The following is a 16513-nucleotide window of genomic DNA, read 5'->3' on the forward strand; positions in this document are numbered from 1 at the left end:
CCGGGTACGACCGGAGGAGAACGGCTTCCTGACAATCTCCTGACATCCGCGCCCTAGCGTCCCCGGTCATGTCACCCCACTCCGCCCGGCGCGGCCCGCTCCTGCGCCGCACCCTCCTCCCGGCCGCCCCCGCGCTCCTGTGCCTGCTCGCCCTCACCGGCTGCGGGGGCGGCGGCACGGCGGCCCCAGGCGTCGCCTCGCTCCCCACCACGACCTCGGCGACCTCCGCCGCCCTCACCACCGATTCCGCGGGCACCCCCGCCGGCACCACCCCGGCCACCCCGCCCGCGGCCCCCACCGGCACCTCCGCCACCCGCCCCCAGGAACGCCTCGACGACACCCCCGCCGAACGCGAGGCGATGATCCACGCCTGGGACGAGTGCCTGGTCGCGCACGGCGCCCACTGGACCACCACCCGCCCCGGGGTGGCCGGCGCGCCCAAGACCGTGGCCGACCCCGTACCGAAAGAGGCGAGCGCGGCCTGCGAGGACAAGCTGCCGCAGGAGCCGCCGGAGCTGAACCCGGCGCTCAACCCGCACTACCGCGACGACACGCTCGCCGAGATCGACTGCCTGCGGTCGCACGGCGTCATGGTCCACCTCGTGCCGGACACGAGCGTGGACCCCGGCGGTCTCGGCTGGACCTACGACAGCGGCACGACCAAGGTCCCGGCGAACGAGGGCGAGATCGAGGACCAGTGCCAGCTGAAGGCCTTCGGCGGCGGGACGGGGAAGTAGCCCGTGCCCGCCAAATCCCGCCTCGCCGTCCTGGCCGCCCTGCTCCTGGTGGCCGGCGGCGCCACCACCGGCGTCGTCGCCCTGCGCGCCCACGCCCGCAAGTCCCCCGGCCCCCCGGTGAGCGCCGCCAAGGTCGCCACGGCCACTGTGACCAGGACCGATCTGTCCGACAGCCGGACCCTGCCGGGCGCCCTCGGCTACGGCCCGCAGACGCCGGTGACCGGCCGCGGCACCGGCGTGGTGACCGCGCTGGCGACGCCCGGCGCCACGGTGACCCGCGGCCACGCCCTCTACCGGGCCGACGACCAGCCGGTGGTCCTCTTCTACGGGGGCACCCCGCTGTTCCGCACCCTCAAGGCGGCGACCGGCAAGCAGCACCCGGAGCGGGGCCGCGACGTCACGGTCGTCGCGGACAACCTCCAGGCGCTCGGGTACGACATCGGCTACCGCCCGCCGGACACCGACGGGCTCGGCGCCACGTACACCCCGGCCCTTGCCGCGGCCGTCAAGCGCTGGCAGCGGCACATCGGCGCGGCCGCCACCGGGACGCTGGGCGTGGGGCAGACCGTGGTGCTGCCGGGGCCGGTCCGCGTCGGGCAGGTGCAGGCGCGGCTGGGCGATCCGGTGCAGGAGACGCTGATGTCGGTCACGGCGACCGGCCGTACGGTCACGGTGCCGGTGGAGGCCGGGGACGCGACCGGCATCGCGGCGGGCGCCGCGGTCACGATCACGCTGCCCGACGACCGTTCCGTAGCGGGCCGGGTGACGTCGGTGAGCAGTACGGTCCAGGCCGGCGGCACCGATCCCGGCTCCGGCCAGCAGGACCCCGCCTCCCCGCCCAGCATCGACGTCACGGTCGCGCCCGCACACCCCGAGGACGTGGCCGGGCTCGACGCGGCGCCGGTCACCGTACGGTTCACCACCACGACCAGGCACGGGGTGCTGGCCGTGCCGGTCACCGCGCTGGTGGCGCTCAAGGAGGGCGGGTACGCGCTCCAGCGCACCGACGGCACGCTGGTCGCGGTCACCACCGGGCTGTTCGCGGCCGGCCGGGTCGAGGTGAGCGGGCCGGGCGTCAGCGCGGGCCTGCGGGTGGAGACGGCGTCGTGACCGGCGCGGACGTGCTGCGCGTGCGTGCGGTCAGCAAGGTCTACCCGGGCGGGGTGACGGCCCTGGACCGGGTGTCGCTGACCATCGGGGCGGGCGAACTGCTGGCCGTGCTCGGCCCGTCGGGCTCGGGCAACCCCACGCAAGACTTGTGTCCTCAATTTTGCCAGACCGGTGGGTCACTCGGCTGAAGGTGGCGTTTGCGCAGGTCGGGAGGGGCGGAGCAGCAGTCCTAGACGTTCGCGTTGCTCAGGTGTGACCGGTGGCCACGTGTCGATCATGCGCCGGATCGCCTCATCAAGGGACTCGGTGTCGTTCTGCGGCTGCTGGTGGCTCTCAGTGGTCATCGGCAGCCCCCGCGGCATTGGGGCGGACGTCCGCAACGATCGTCTTGCCGGAGTCATCAGAGCAGCAGTGCACGTCGCTGCACAGGCATTCCACGATGGCCAATCCCCTGCCCCCCAGGGCGTCAGCAGAGGGGTCCACCGGATGCGGCAGATGCGCCGCATCGTCGTCGCTCACTTCTACATGAGCGCCCCCTCTGTCATCTGCGGCCACGGTAACGGTAACTGCCGCGGTATCCGCGTGAGTTATGGCGTTCGTGACCAGTTCACTGACGACGATTTCAGCCGCATCCCGCACTGCCGGCGGCAGGGCCCGAGTCAGTTCCCGTGCCTGCGGTACTGCGGCACGCGTGGCAGGATAGATAGCAGAGAAACTATCGGGCCGACTGAGCGGCAGGGGAAGCGCCGCTTCGGGCCGGATGATCGGTGGGGCTGTCATTTCTGTACTCCGTCCAGTCGTGAACTCCGTCCGTACTCACGACGCTAGGGCGGGCATTCCGCGGATTACACACCTCGTGACGCCCCGTGCGCACCCGCTTAGGTTACTTGCGCGTACGCTTACGCTTTTCACGCTGCGCATCGGTACGACCGCATAGCGCGCCTTGACATACGCCCCGAGAGCGCGCCTCATGGGCCCTAAGAGCACTGCACGCGCAGGGGGTGTCATGGACGCCTACAGAGTCACAGAGCCGCGGTCCGAGGCGGGCGCGAGACCCGCGGAGCTTCAAGAGTTCTGGGCCGACTATTCGCGCCAAGCGCTGTTTGCCGATCATCGATTTCCAGCGGGCACGATCGGGCAGCGTCGCGCAGCGCGTCAGGAATCGGGGCTCTACGCACTGCATACGTTCGTCTCACCGGTGGACCATCACGCGCGGCGTACGCCGCTGCACGTGCGGAGAGAGCCCGATGACGATTACCGTCTTCTCCTGCTGACCAGCGGACAGATTACTTTTCGGCAGGAGACATCCGAGGCTGTCACGCTCCCCGGGGTCGCGCGGTTCGCAACGGCGGGGCGCCCGCTGGAATTCTCAATGGAGAATGCGCAGGGGTTCATTCTGCGCGTGCCGTATGAAGCCGTGTCCGATCGGCTGGGCAAGCGGTGTCCTCTGGCCATTGAACTGGACGTGGAGCACGGTCTAGGCAGGCTCGTTATGGACATGCTAGGCAGTCTCTACCGTGAGCGGGACTACCTGACAGCCGACGAATTCAACGCTACGTGCGACCGGCTGACCGAGCTTTTCGCCATGATGGTTCTCAGCGACCATCGAACGGTCGAGGGCAACGTGAGCGAGATCAATTCCATGATCCGCCGGTACGTGCGGGAGCACTCGGGAGATCGGACGCTAAGCCTGTCGGGCATGGCACGCGCGCTTGGCTGGTCGCAGCGACAGCTACAGATAGCCATGTCGAGAGTGGACACTAGTTATCGGGAAGTCGTGCGCGAAGAACGACTAGAGGCGGCCCGCCGGCAACTGGCGGACCCAGCGTTGCAACAGCGGTCCGTAGAAGAAATTGCCCGCCGAGCGGGATACCCATCGGGTAACGCGCTCAGTATGGCGTTTCGGGGGCGGCACGGCGAGTCTCCGCGTGAGTACCGACAGCGGATGATTACTGCGCGGCAGCTTGGAATCTCCGTACCGCCCCCGGGATCACCTGATAGCGGCATTGCAGGCTAGGTGAGTCCTGCCAGTCCTATTCACCGGCCGGTCATCGCGGGATGTCTGCCCCGCTCGGGTACCGGTGTCTCAACGCCATGCGTTCACCCGCCTGCGAAGTTCGTTCTCCCTGCGCGGGTGGACTGTGCCTGTAGCTGTGTGCTCCGGGCCAGGGGCCGACGGGCCGCCTGCCGCACATCCGGCCGCACAGAGGGGCCGAGTCGGGCGCAATGACGTCTCAGTGGCAGGGTCTCTAGGGGCCGCTACGGGGCCGCCTGCGGGACGTGGGCATAACTACACGTCCGGGTGCGCCGAGGTGTCAAGAGGGGCCCAGGAAGGCTCGCCCATGGGTACCGGTGCGAGGTACTTCAACGGCCGTTCCGCTGCGGAGAGTTGAGGCAGCGCGAGGCACGGAAATTCGCCCGCCGCGCAGCACGGCGCCCCTGCTCGGTCGTGTGAGCAGGGGCGCCGTGGGGTGCTATGCGGCGTAGTCGAGTACGGCCCGTACTTCCGGGACGTCCCGGTACTCTTCCAGTCGGTCAAGCACTACCCGCACGCGTGCGGCGGTGCGCTCGCTTGCCACATCAGATGAGAGCGAAATGACGCGCTCTGCCGTTGCCGCGGATTCCTCTGGCTCGTTTGCGTCTGCCAGTGCTACCGCGAGCCAACTTAGATAAAGAGCCGTTTCCCGAACATGCGCAACTTCATAACGTGATAGCACCTCTCGAAGCTGGGGAACTGCGCGCAGTGGGCGGTGTAGTTCGGTGAATACCCGCGCCTCCATGACTTGCAGCTCTCCAGGATTCACCCAGTAGAGGTAATTGGGCGATGGCATTTGGTTGGCGTCGTCGGCCAACGCGTCGGAAGCCTGCCCCAAAGTACGGATGGCGTCCCGACTATCATTCGCTTTCGTCTGCGCCCAGGCGAGGCGATCCAGGGTCAACGCCTTAGCTTCGGCCGGGGCATCTCCGCTCACCGAATCCCACGCTGCGCGCGCCAATAATAGGCCATCAGTCACACGTCCTGTATTGCTGTACTGATAAGCCAAAGATCCCGCTAGGTTGGCCACTAGTGTCGCATCTTCCGCCTGCTTGGCGGCACTCATTCCTATGCGATAGATGCGGTCCGCCTCATCATGGCGTCCGGCATCGCTGGCGATCCATCCGCTAATCTGCGCCAACTCCCCGATCTGCACAAGCAAGGCGCGCCCCACGTCACCGGCGTAAGTAGACTCGCGGTAGAGCTTGATAGCAGAGCGTAAATCTCGCAACGCACGGCCGATCAGGTCCCCGCCTGCCACAACGTCATCAGCCAAGCGCAGCGAATGAACACGTGCGGCAAGATCCGCCACTTCGGTTGCGCCGATGCGGCGCCCTTGACGTACCTGTGACGGTTGTAGCGCATCGGTGTCCGACAAGAAATCAGCCAAAGTGACAGGCGCGGTGTCCTCTTTTTTGATCGTGGCCGCGATTTGCATTTCAGCCAAAGGCACTTCAAGAGCCGCAGCGATGAACGGAAGCCACTCGCGCGGAGTTCGCTTCCCCGCCTCCCAGCGGTAAAAGTCCTGCCGTGTCAGTGAGCCGCTGTCTACGCCTGCCGCAAGGCACGTCTTAGCCGCAAGGCTTGCTTGGCTCCATCCCTTCGCCACACGTAGGCGCTTGATCATCTGCCCAACCGTCTCTCCGCGCATGACATCAGTCTGGCCTACATCGGGCCTACAGGGGGGCCCGTACGCGAAGGACTGGCCTACATCGGGCCTACAGCGGGCCGCTTACTGCGCACCTTGCGCGGCGGCAGCGTTGTCCGAGACAGACGCCCTCTAGCGGACCGTGCGACCGGTCTGCGTAGGGCCAGGTCACAGCGCCGCGGGCAGCACAGACCCCCGCGACCGTGCGACCGGCCCGGGGGCATGGCCAACGCTGAATAGGAGCGCTGACGTGCTTCACACTATCGTCCGACTGATCCTCACAGTCGCGTTACGCCGCAGAGCCCGCACCGCCGGCAAGCATCGCGCCCGACGCGCGGAGCTGCCCGCCGCGGTGCACACCGCCCGCCCCGTACCTGCCGAGAGCGCGCCTGAGTACGAGGCGCCCAGTGCGGCGGCAGGGGGCGCACGGACCGAGGACACTCCCGCCCCCGGGACATGGCCGCCGCAACCGCAAGCGCAGGGAAGCTGGTTCCGTCCGGAGCAGTGGGAACGACCGTTCGTCCGTGCGGGCAACGAACCTGCATTCGTCCGACCGTACGTGCTGCAAGCCCTAGATAGGGACGACGCGCGGTGACCGCGCTGTTCAGCGAAGAGTGGCATCCCCGGGCCCGCCATTGGTGGCCGCATCGCCCAGAGAGCCCGGGTGAGGCGCGCACGGTACTCGCCTTTTATGCGCTCGTCTGGATGCTGCCGAACGAGGTGATTGACAGCGCGGAGCTTGTGCTCTCGGAGCTGATCACAAACGCTATACTGCACGCCGCGCCCCCGCCGGATACTCCGCGAGGGAAAATGCCGCTGATTGAGACCGTATTCGTGCCGTTCCCCGGTGGGGTGAGGATCGAAGTGCACGACGAGTCGGAGACGAAACCGGAAATCCGGGAAGCGTCCGACGAGAGGGAGTCTGGGCGCGGTTTGGCCCTGGTAGACGCCCTGACCGGTGGCCGGTGGGGTGTCTGCACTGGGCCCGACACCGGAAAAACCGTGTGGGCGGAATGCCGACAGGCAGTCTCGTGAATCCTTTGTGGGGGCGCGTCCAGCCGTACGCGGGGTCAAGGCTGCAAAAGACCTACGAGGAATGGGTGAGGCACGCCCGCAACTGCAACCAATGCCATAGGGCTGAGGAACTATGTGCCATAGGGAAACCCCTCTTGGCCGCTTACCGAAAAGCCCAGCGTACCGCATAGGCAGTACCCGACGGCTGCCATTCCGGGCGTGAGCGGGCACAGGGCAGCGAACCACCACCCGCACCATAGGCGCCCCCGCAGGCGTGAATGTGTCATCCGCCTGCGGGGGTCGGCCCTCTGTAGCTCATGGGAGAGCGCTGCATAACCGGATTCCGTGGGGGTTTTCCGGGCAGAGACTCCGGTTCGATTCCGGGCAGAGGGGCGGCGCACCATCCGGGGCGCTGAGAAAACCAACATAGGAGAGTGATGGGCATGAAGGCGTTCAAGCGCCTGTGGCTGCTGATGATCGACCCGAATTGCGGATGGTGCAACGGGACGGGCTACAAGACGGGCCCCGATGGCCAGTCGAAGCCGTGCATTCAGTGCAACCAGTAACAAGATATTCGGCCTGACCAACCGACACGGCTCGGGAATGGCGCCCCCGGAGGCTGCGAGGCTCCGGGGGCGCCTGCCTCACACTCCTCATCTGATGAATTCCCTTCCGTCGCTCAAACAGCAAAGAGCCCGCTCATGACCGAAACCCATGTCGTTCGTCGATTCGAGATTGCCTGTCCGCGCACCCCCCGTGCCGCTCACTTCGTCCGGGGCATGCTGACGGAATGGTTGACAATCTGGGATTTGCCAGACCTCGCAGACGACGCGGTACTTGTGGCTTCGGAGTTATTCAATAATGCTTTGCTTCACACTGAGGGCCCCATCCGCTTGCACGGTATCCGTCTTGACGGCGGCATGCGCATAGTGATGTATGACGAGTCTTTAGTAAAGCCAGTTCCGCGGGCGGCAGAGATGGACGATGAGTCGGGACGTGGGTTAGCTCTGGTACATGCCCTGACCGGCGGGAATTGGAGTTCCCACAACCGGAATGGCCGGGATAAAGGTGTGTGGGCCGACCTCTACAGAATGGACGCCAGGCGACGTAAGCACATGACGCGACGTACGCTAACGAACCGACTCAATCAGGAGCCGGGGGCAGTGACAGCCGCGCGTCTACGCGCAGGACTCACAAAAAGCGCGCTCGCTCAGCGGGTCGGAATTTCTGCTCAGCTCATGAGTGACATTGAATCGGGTTGGCGAAGCGCGACACCCGAAGTTCTCCCCAGGATCGCCGGAGTGCTGAACTGCCCCGTTACGGCTTTGGAGCGAAAGCTCACGTAGCCCCCGAAAAACTCCCGTGCCGATCCATCCCGGTCAAGATGCAACCGGCGCGGGAACGGCGCCCCCCGACAGGCGTTCCGGAACCCGCCTATCGGGGGGCGCTCTCGTCTCCACTCAAAGGAAGGCACCAGCGATGCGACTGAGCAAGGCTAAGCGCCCTCTCACGCCCGACGAGATCCGCGCGCGGAATATCGAGCGAATCCTGAATCCGCCTAAGCCGAGCATGTGGAATCGCTTCATGGGCGGGGTGGTGGACCCCATCGAAGAGTGGTGGTGCCGTCACGTGTGGCAGAGAGAGCTTTACCGGCACCTCGATGGCATGCGTCTGGTTGTGCGGGACTACTCGGAAGCGGTGCCGCCGCTCGGTCGCCTGCGGGCCGACATGTACCCGGAGAGGCCCGACGGGAGCGACTGACAACGCAGAAAAACGCCCCCGCAAGCCTCGCTGAGAGGCTGCGGGGGCGCGCAATGGGGTGATAGCTCAATCGGATGTGCCGTGACACGGCAGCCCTGTCCAAGTGCGGTCCGGCGGGTTGGACGCCATAGGATCGCGGCGGTACGTCCATGGCAGAGCGCCAGAATCCAGCGCGGTCACCGCCGCGCATGCTGGACGATGGGCACTGATCCGCGGTTCGAATCCCGGTCACCCCACGACATGCCCCAAGCGCCCCCGCAAGCCTCGCTGAGAGGCTGCGGGGGCGCTGTGCTGTCACGTGACGTTGGGCTGATCGGGGGTGCCGATGAACCGCACCGCGGCCCCGTAGGCGGCCCGCAGAGCGGCCCCACCGGCCGCTGCCAGGGCCGCGGTTGACCAGTCGGCCCCGGACGCTGCCAGAGCGCCCACGAAAGCGGCTCCGGCCGTTACGGCTGTCTGTTCGGCGAGTCTGACGAGATAGGCACGCATGGCGCACTCTCCTTGTTACTTCGTTGCCGGCGGGTATCCCGCCCACTGTTTGAGAGCGGCGCGCGTGCTGAAATTGCCGACGTCGCTGTCTGTGTTGTTGGCTGCCGAATACTGGTTGAACAGCCACGCGTGTTTGATGGCGGGGTGGCCGGCGGGGTGCGAGTAGTCCGCAATCCAGAGGCCGTCACCGCAAACGCTTGTACGGTCGTGGTTCAGCCAGTAATCCCGGTTGCAGTACAGGACTACGCGATGCTTTGGGGCGAGCCGCTTCACTTCTGCGAGGAATTCGTCCTTTTCGGCATTGCTGGGAAAGGTGCCGTCGGTGTTGGCTTCCCAGTCGCAGGCGAGGATTTCTCCCGGGCGCGCGCCTGCTTTGGCCACGAAATACGCCGCCTGAGCTTTGATGTTGCCGCGTACGAGGAAGTGATACATGCCGACCACGACCCCCGCATTGCGGGCCCGCTGCACCTGGGCGGGCATGTGCGGGTTGACGTAGTTCGTGCTCTGCGTTGCCTTGACAAAGACGAAATCCAGTCCGGTCAGGCTGTAGGTGGTGCTCTGGAATGACGAAACGTCCACTCCCTTAATCACGTGCTTACCTCAGTGCGGATATGACCGCGGTTGCGATGGATGCTGCGCTGAGAAGCGCACAGGTGGGCAGGGTGTACCGCCACCGTTCAAGGGTGGTGATCCGGTCCCCATGGGATTCGGTGCCGTGACTTTCCAGTCGCCGTATCCGCGTCTCGTGATCGGCCTGTTGCTGCAATGCCAGGTCGAGCTTTGTTTCTATGCGGATGAGGGTTTCGATGTCGGCCACGGTGACACCTCCGCCAGTAGTTGTGAGGCGCATACGGCCTAGCTGGAGATCCGCCAGAGACACATGGTTGTGGCAGAGGCGGCATTACTGGTGGCCAATGTCGAGCCGGAGTTCTGCCACGTGCCCAGTTCGACGTAGTCGCTGACAGCGAGTTGCACGAGCGTAAAGCACGTGACGGATGCGCTATTGGTCGATGTGGGCGCCGATTGCACGGTCGATCCCACGACAGCGGTCCCGTTCACGGAGATTTGCAGTGCGCGGGCGCCGTTCGCGTTGGTGACGTATCCAGTCGAGCCGTACACCGCGTACAGACCCGCTGTCTGGCAGACGTATCGGCTTGTGTTCGTGGTGGTGCTGTGCCCGCCATCGGAATCTACTATTTCGCTGTCTAGACCGAGCGGGGTGGACAAGGTCGAGCTGACGATAGATTGGGCTGTCGTCGTGTATGCCTTGAAGCGCACCGGGGCGAGCAGATAATTCGTAATGCTGCCCATGGTGTTGAACAGGGCGGAGGTGTTGAAGTTGCCCGGTACCTCTACAGGAACGTTGGGGATAGTGACCAACGGACTGCCCCCTAGTACGCGAACGCGCTCCCGTCGAATGTGCTCACAGAGTCATAGGCGGCAGCGTTCGTTACTCCCGCCGGCAAGGGTTCGCAGACGACGTCTCCGCCCGCATGTGCTTGTGTCGTGGGCGCGGTGAAAACGATATTTGCGGTTGCCCAGCCGGGGACGGAAAATCCCACGGTCTTGACTGTGACGGTTTCCTGAGTCGCGGTGCCCGGACCGAGGATCAGCGATAGCCCCGGGTATATCTGAGCGCTCAAGGGGTTGACGTTGTCTGTCGGTGCATTGATTGTCAGAGTAGTGATCCCAGCAAGAGGCGCCACATTCATTGTTGTGTGCCACGACGAGAAAACCGCGTATGGGGTGGTGTCGACTGGAGAGCACTGGAGTACGCACCATGCCTCGCCCCGGTCGTCAAAGTCCCACTGAATGCTTTCTATGAAAGCCTCAACGGTGATGACCGGAGCGCCGAACGGGCGCCGCTTAATTCGCACGCGCATACCCAGTTCTAGGCCGAGAGCGACCGGCCAGAGCGCGGGATACGCGGACGGGTGCAGCCGCAGTGTGGTGACGCGCGTAAGCGCGTTGCGGTAGCGGCTCACAAGGTGGTTCGCGGCATCCTGGCATTCGCCCGCGCTGGTCGCGTTGATATCCCGTGTGAAAGTACGAGCCCCGTAAGCGGCCACACTTGCCGCGTCTGTAGCGGCGAATGTCTGGCCGGTACCGGTCTGTGTGATGGTGGCCATGTTGGCAAGGTGCGTGCTGTCGAGATCCAGTGCGCATTCCTCGTACGGGTACTCTCCGGCCCCCTCCCCGAAAATGACTGCGGGAGTCGTCGCGTTGTACCGGGCGTCACGTCCCTTGAACGTCAGGGTTCCGTCCGCGGATACGAAATGCTCGCCGTTCTCCGTCGTGACGACGCTGGTAAGCGCGGTGAAAGCGTCCTGTCCGGTGATGTCAGTAGCGGGCCCCATTGACGTTGTCTGGCCGGTGGCGATGTTGGTTGCTCCCGTGTATCCGGCATATCGCAGGATGCGCCGGTAACGCGCCCCCGTGGATTCTCCGGAGCATGCGGAGCGCCATGCGGCATACAAGTTCGCGCAGTCGGTGGACGAGAGGAAGTCTGCGAGTTCGCCGACGTATGACAGGTCGCCGGAGAAAGCGAAAGAGGTTGCCGCGCCTAGGGTGCCGTCAACAAACGCGCCGATACTGTCCGAGACGATCCCGGTAGGTGAGTAGCCGGAGCCGGCGGGGGTAGACAGGTATCCGCCGTCGAGAGACAGGAAGAAATTCCCTGAGCTTCCGGCGCTGTAGCCGAACAGGGCAAGGTGCCAATTGCCATCCGTCACTGAAGCGGCGGACGTGAGCGTGAGACCGCCGGTGAAGAATCCCGACGTAAGCGCGTTCAGCTTCCCTGTGCTGTCGATATAGAGGCGGATGGTCCCGGATGGATTTTGCGCGTGATGGCTGTCCAGCGTGCACCACAGATCCGCCGCAGTAGTCGGGGGCGCAGCGCCGATATAGCGGAAGGCGATAAGACGGGTATAGGTCGAGTTCACCGGCCCGCGGATACCGGCAGCGTCGAGAGACAGGTAATCCGCGGGAGTGGCGGAGCCGGTACCGGGGGCCGATGATGCGAAGCGCGCGACCGTGCCCGATGCCCCCGTGTAAGTGCCGGCGGGGGTGGTCGCGGTGATGTCCGTCCCCAGCGTGACCGACCCTGCGCCGTACTTGCCCGCTCGGATGGGCACGGCCGGATAGGCACCGATCGTGTCCGTGACGGCCGCTGCCTCTGCGGGGTCGGCACAGGTGTAGAGGTACACGGGCCGATGGCTGCTGATCTCCGCTGTGAGCGGGTCCGCAAGCGTCACCTGTGAGAGCAGCGCGACCGCGTCCGTAGTGGTCGGCTGTACCTCGCCGTATCCCTCAGTCGTCCACACGCTTGGCCAGCGCTCCGTCAGACCAGCAATCAGCGGATACCAGGTACCCGGCATGGTCCAGGCGGACGGAGCTGCCGCACGCTCAACCTGCCACCCGTCCACCTGGGCGGCACAGGTGGCGCCCGCGCCCGCCACGAGCGAGACCCCTATATCCATGCCGTACGCAGTGGCGGGGGCGGTCGCGGTGACCGCGACCAGCGTCCAGGGCGCCGACGCTCCGCCCGTCAGAGTCGAGCTGGCCCCGGTCACTGTGGTGACCGGGGCAGCGCCCGGGGTCGGTCCTAGCCACCCGATCACCGCGGCCACGCTCAGCGAAGTGCCGGCGGTGACGTCCCGCACCCGGAGTTGCACGGCGTAGGTTGCGCCCGGGCGCACGGCTACCGCGGAGGTGTGGACGATGCGGGACCCCGCCGCGGTGCTCACCGGTACAGCAGCCTGTAGGACGTTGCTGCCCACCCATGCGGTACCCGAGGCAACGACCGTGGGCGCCGTGTCCGTGTCGGAGCCGACCACATCCGGACTCAGGACGGTACCGGCGGCAACCGTGTCTCCCCCGGACGCGAGAACCTGTGTGAGCAAATTGGGTGTCGGTGGCCACTGGGCCCGTTTCCGGAACGGCTGATACGGCGCTATGTGCCCGTACCAGGGCCCGGCCGTGTTGGTCGGGTCGAGGGCGCCGGTCGCGTTGTCCAGTGACGACGTGTATTCGCCTGCCTGGATCTGGTCGAGTTCGTATTGCCGTCCGCGGCGCGTGCTGGACTGGTGCAGCGGAGTGACCTGGACGTACCCGCCCGCCGGCACGCCGCCACCATTGGCGCCGTAGGCGGGCGCCCATGCGTCCTCAATGATCGGCCAATTGGGATTGATCACCGGTCGGCCCCCTCTGCCTCATCGGCTGTAGGCGGGCCAGGTGGCGGGGTTGCGTCCGCCGAACCGCAGCATCTCTTGTTGAACGACGTCCCGGAGATCCCGGTCAGTGCGCACGCTGCCGTGCACCTCTATGTGCACGTGGTGCACGACCGGTGCCCCCGCGCCCGCGCCTGCAAGGGATAGGCGCGGGGCGGCAGTTCCGGTCACCGCCTGGGCGAGACGCACGGATGCGCCCGCGGCCAGACTCCGGCCCGCATCGATGCCGTTCGCCAATCCCGAGGCAATCCATTGCCCGATTTCGTGGAACACCTGGGAAGGGGAATGGATGTGCAACGCGTCTTTGATGGCGGTCTGCATAGACTTGGCGATGCGGAGCATCATCTTTTTGATGTTGGATTCTTGAGATTCGAGCCCGCGGACGAGCCCCTGTGCGGATTTGATCCCAGCGCCGTACATGGCATCCGCGACCGTGCTACCGGTGGCGTTGGCGGACGAGAGCAGTTGCTTTTGCGAGGCGTTGAGTTGCTTGATCTGCGCGCGGGATGCGGTCGAGAGTGCCTGTGCGGTCTCTCCGCCCTGGTCAACTCCGGCGTCGGCAAGCTGCTGTATCAGGTCGGAGCGCAGACCCATTTTTCGTAGCCGTTGCAGGTTGGCTGCAAATTGGTCGTCGCTCTGCACCTGAGCGCGCATGTTGTTGACGACGTCCGCCGCGGACAGGGGCAATCCGTTGTCCCCTGCCTGTGTCACGAGCGAGACACCCTGCATGATGCCTTGAGCGACGTTGTTACGGGTGTCCGTCCATTCCTTTTGCAGACCGGCTAGGCGACTGTTTGCCGCTTTGAGGCGCGTTGCGATGGTGTCCCGTTGCTTTGCCAGTTGCTCAAGTTCGACACCATCGCGCCGCACCAGGGCTTGCAGTCCCCTTTGTTTCTTCGGGCCGAAAGCCTCATACAACAGTTCTGCCATGCGGCGCGCCGCGCTCGCCACCTTGGCCTGAGATCCGGTGAGCCCCTGTATGAATCCCTCTGCGACGAACACGCCGATTGCGTGGAACACCCGCGACGGAGACCCGATATCCAGGATTTTTGTGACACTGTGCACGGCCCCGTGCGCGACGTCGGACACGGCGCCTGTAACGGCGTGTCCCATGGATTTGATGCCGTTGATAAAGCCCCGGATCAGCTCTTTTCCCGCGTCGTACAGCAGGGTTCCGAATCCGGAAACGAGCTTGCCGAGAACCGACACCAGGTCAGTAATTGCCTGAGTGGCGAGTTTCTTGAGGTCTCCCCAGACCCGCGACCACCGCCCCGTGATGATGTCGAGTATCAGGCCGACGACATTTTCAATCATGTGCATGCCGTAGGTGATGACTCCGGAGATGACCGACCACGCGAGTTTGGTTGCGTCTCCGATGACCGCCCAGACAACGCGCCATGTGTCCATGAGCACGGACAGCCACGCGCGGATAGCGCGCCACGCGACTGATACGTAGGTCGTGATGAGCGTCCACACCGCGGCCCACACCTGGGCGAGTTCCTGTGAATGCGCGTGCCACCACTTGACCAACTCACCGACGCGCGCGCGTAGCCACACCAAGACATTGCGGTCGAACCATTTCACGAGTACCTGAACGGCCTTCGTGGCGTTGCTCCAAAGGACGTGCCAGAGAGCGAGCGCGGTCCGCCATGCGGAAGTGAAAAAATGCGCGAGACCGGGAATGTTGGCGCGTATCCATGCGGTTGTCTGTCGCCAGTGTGTGACCAGCAATGCCAGACCCGCGACCACGGCCATGATGCCGATGACTATCCAGGTGATGGGGTTCGCCAGTAGGGCTCCGGTGAACTCCACTGCGGCCACCGCTGCGGCCACCAGGCCGATGGCGAGGATTCCGCCCACGGCTCCGCCCAGAGCGATAGCCGCAGTGCGATTACGGGTCATCCATGCGACGCCCTGGGCGAAGATGCCCACAGCCTGTGTCGCGTACGGCAGAAGCACGGTACCTATCTCGATACCGACCGCCTGGAGGGAACCTTTTACCTCCGCCATCTTCTGATTAAAAGTGCCCTGGACGTCCGACCAGCCTTCGACTTCTTTCCCGCCCTGCCGAACGTGAGAGGTTATGGTGTCTACGTCCGCGGCGAAAGTCTTGGAGTGGGCGCCGGTCAACTCAAGGGCACCCATCATGGATTTGGTGCCGCCTACCATGGTGGCGAGCGCGCCGATGTAGGTTTTCTGCGATCCCGACAGCCCCGCAAGGGTCTTCTGATACTCGCTGGTGTGCTTGCTCGCCTTTTGCAGCGTCGATATCAAGACCGTGCCGGAAGGCCCCATTTTCTTCTCAATGGCGGTCGTCAGCATGTCAAAAGTGCTGGCGAGCCCGCGCTTTCCGAGGTTCAGCGCGACTTTGTTTGCGTCGAGCCCGAGCCCGCGCATGGTCTGTGCCGCTTTGGCGGTCGGGTTGGAAAGTTGTCCGATGGTCTGCCGCAGGTACGTTGCCGCCACATCGGCCGAGGTGCCCTGGGCTGTCATGGTGGCCATTGCCCCGAGCACTTCATAAAGTCCTACGTGCGCGGCGGATGCCACCGGGAGAATACTCGCCATGGAACCCGCCAGGGCTTCCATGTTGGTTTTGCCTGACGCCTCGGTGGCGACGAGCGCATTCATTACCGCGGTGACATCGCTTGCCTTGAGGTGATAGGCGTTGAGCGCGGTTGTTGCCGCGTCCGTAACGGTGGCGAGTTCAGCGTTACCGACTTTGGCGCCCTTGGCTGCGGTTTCCAGGACTTTAAGGGCGTCGGCCCCGTGATATCCGGCGCTCTCTGTCGTGTAGAGACCCGCGGTAAGTTGCTCGGTGGACTGGCCGACTTCCCCCGCCATTTGCAGAACACCGCGACTGACAGTCGCCATGTTCTTTGCGAGTTCACCGGCGCCGGTCCGTACCCGGACCATTTGCTGTTGGAAGTCCGCGGCCATGTGGACGGTTTTGGCAACGGCTACTCCGGCGGCAACGCCAATGCCCGCAAGCGCCGCTTTTGACACGGCGCCGAGGCGCGCCATATTGCCGCCGCCCTCACGCTCAACCGCAGCGAGTTCCGTCCGGACCCCGCGGGCGGTAGCGTGAAAACCGCTGGCACTGCCCAGGAATTCAATGAACACCGGAGGGAGAGACGACATGTCTCACCCCCGGTTGCGCGTTGAACGCTCCCATGCCGCATGCCACAGGGCAGGCATTTTTGGTTTGGCCCTTTCGACTCCCGGACGGAAGTAGGGCGCCGCCGCTTCCACTTTTTTCTTGTAGAGGTTCTGGGGTCCGCCCCTTCCGCCGGAGAAAACGACCCCGGAGAATCCCTCGCCCCCCTCCACCGGGCGGGGCTTTTTGCTTGGCCGGATGCTGCGTTGCAGCGCCCCGGAGAGCTTCCCGGGGCCGCCGGCACGGGGCCGGTGGTGGGGAGACATCGCAACTTTCACCAGGGGCCCCGTGCGGTCCGAGCGGCCCCGGTGATTCCAGCGGGGCCGCCCGCGCATC

At 65.2% G+C, this 16513-nt stretch carries 15 protein-coding genes and 1 tRNA gene; 8 read left to right on the plus strand and 8 right to left on the minus strand.

All coding sequences use genetic code 11. The features are described 5' to 3' along the window. Positions 1–68 precede the first annotated feature (68 nt). The 3 genes from ITX44_RS08145 to ITX44_RS08155 are packed head-to-tail and all read left to right on the plus strand — an operon-like array spanning position 69 to position 2035. Positions 69–737: a hypothetical protein gene (locus ITX44_RS08145; RefSeq protein WP_205356393.1), complete on the plus strand. Its 669-nt coding sequence runs from the start codon at positions 69–71 to the stop codon at positions 735–737. Positions 738–740: 3 nt separating this feature from the next. Continuing rightward, positions 741–1847, plus strand: coding sequence for a peptidoglycan-binding protein (locus ITX44_RS08150; RefSeq protein WP_205356394.1), 1107 nt, complete (start codon positions 741–743; stop codon positions 1845–1847). Next, the gene (locus ITX44_RS08155) at positions 1844–2035 is read left to right on the plus strand and encodes a hypothetical protein (protein ID WP_205356395.1); all 192 of its coding nucleotides are present in this window, start codon (positions 1844–1846) and stop codon (positions 2033–2035) included. The genes ITX44_RS08150 and ITX44_RS08155 overlap by 4 nt, the downstream gene beginning before the upstream one ends. A gap of 145 nt (positions 2036–2180) precedes the next feature. On the opposite strand, the gene ITX44_RS08160 is transcribed toward ITX44_RS08155, so the two are convergent. Next, positions 2181–2627 (minus strand): ATP-binding protein, encoded by a 447-nt coding sequence (locus tag ITX44_RS08160; RefSeq protein ID WP_205356396.1) that lies wholly within the window; start codon positions 2625–2627, stop codon positions 2181–2183. A gap of 226 nt (positions 2628–2853) precedes the next feature. Between ITX44_RS08160 and ITX44_RS08165 the strand changes: the two genes are divergently transcribed. After that, entirely contained in the window at positions 2854–3864 is a 1011-nt protein-coding gene (locus ITX44_RS08165; RefSeq protein ID WP_205356397.1) for an AraC family transcriptional regulator, read from the plus strand. 457 nt (positions 3865–4321) lie between these two features. Here the strand turns inward: ITX44_RS08165 and ITX44_RS08170 are convergent, their stop codons facing one another. Continuing rightward, entirely contained in the window at positions 4322–5533 is a 1212-nt protein-coding gene (locus ITX44_RS08170) for a helix-turn-helix transcriptional regulator (RefSeq protein WP_205356398.1), read from the minus strand. A gap of 588 nt (positions 5534–6121) precedes the next feature. Here ITX44_RS08170 and ITX44_RS08175 point away from each other — a divergent pair. From ITX44_RS08175 to ITX44_RS08190, 4 genes are all read left to right on the plus strand, one after another. Beyond that, complete coding sequence (locus tag ITX44_RS08175; RefSeq protein ID WP_205356399.1) at positions 6122–6565, plus strand: ATP-binding protein; 444 nt, start codon at positions 6122–6124, stop codon at positions 6563–6565. A 283-nt stretch (positions 6566–6848) separates the two neighbouring features. Beyond that, positions 6849–6937, plus strand: a tRNA-OTHER gene (locus ITX44_RS08180). A 308-nt stretch (positions 6938–7245) separates the two neighbouring features. Then, entirely contained in the window at positions 7246–7890 is a 645-nt protein-coding gene (locus ITX44_RS42975) for a helix-turn-helix domain-containing protein (protein ID WP_372440858.1), read from the plus strand. Between the two features lie 133 nt (positions 7891–8023). Continuing rightward, the gene (locus ITX44_RS08190) at positions 8024–8305 is read left to right on the plus strand and encodes a hypothetical protein (RefSeq protein ID WP_205356400.1); all 282 of its coding nucleotides are present in this window, start codon (positions 8024–8026) and stop codon (positions 8303–8305) included. 294 nt (positions 8306–8599) lie between these two features. Here ITX44_RS08190 and ITX44_RS08195 read toward each other — a convergent pair whose 3' ends face one another. The 6 genes from ITX44_RS08195 to ITX44_RS08220 are packed head-to-tail and all read right to left on the minus strand — an operon-like array spanning position 8600 to position 16143. Next, positions 8600–8794, minus strand: a complete 195-nt coding sequence (locus ITX44_RS08195; protein ID WP_205356401.1) for a hypothetical protein — start codon at positions 8792–8794, stop codon at positions 8600–8602. A gap of 15 nt (positions 8795–8809) precedes the next feature. After that, on the minus strand, positions 8810–9385 hold the full coding sequence (locus tag ITX44_RS08200) for a glycoside hydrolase family 25 protein (RefSeq protein ID WP_205356402.1): 576 nt from the start codon (positions 9383–9385) through the stop codon (positions 8810–8812). A gap of 4 nt (positions 9386–9389) precedes the next feature. Continuing rightward, the gene (locus ITX44_RS08205; RefSeq protein WP_205356403.1) at positions 9390–9611 is read right to left on the minus strand and encodes a hypothetical protein; all 222 of its coding nucleotides are present in this window, start codon (positions 9609–9611) and stop codon (positions 9390–9392) included. Positions 9612–9649: 38 nt separating this feature from the next. Continuing rightward, positions 9650–10174 (minus strand): hypothetical protein, encoded by a 525-nt coding sequence (locus ITX44_RS08210; RefSeq protein WP_205356404.1) that lies wholly within the window; start codon positions 10172–10174, stop codon positions 9650–9652. An 11-nt stretch (positions 10175–10185) separates the two neighbouring features. Continuing rightward, complete coding sequence (locus ITX44_RS08215) at positions 10186–12987, minus strand: hypothetical protein (protein ID WP_205356405.1); 2802 nt, start codon at positions 12985–12987, stop codon at positions 10186–10188. A gap of 18 nt (positions 12988–13005) precedes the next feature. Further along, positions 13006–16143: a phage tail tape measure protein gene (locus ITX44_RS08220; RefSeq protein ID WP_307795162.1), complete on the minus strand. Its 3138-nt coding sequence runs from the start codon at positions 16141–16143 to the stop codon at positions 13006–13008. Positions 16144–16513: the final 370 nt, after the last annotated feature.

Origin of the sequence: Actinacidiphila acididurans, assembly GCF_016918855.1 — a bacterium.
Classification (GTDB): Bacteria; Actinomycetota; Actinomycetes; order Streptomycetales; family Streptomycetaceae; genus Actinacidiphila; species Actinacidiphila acididurans.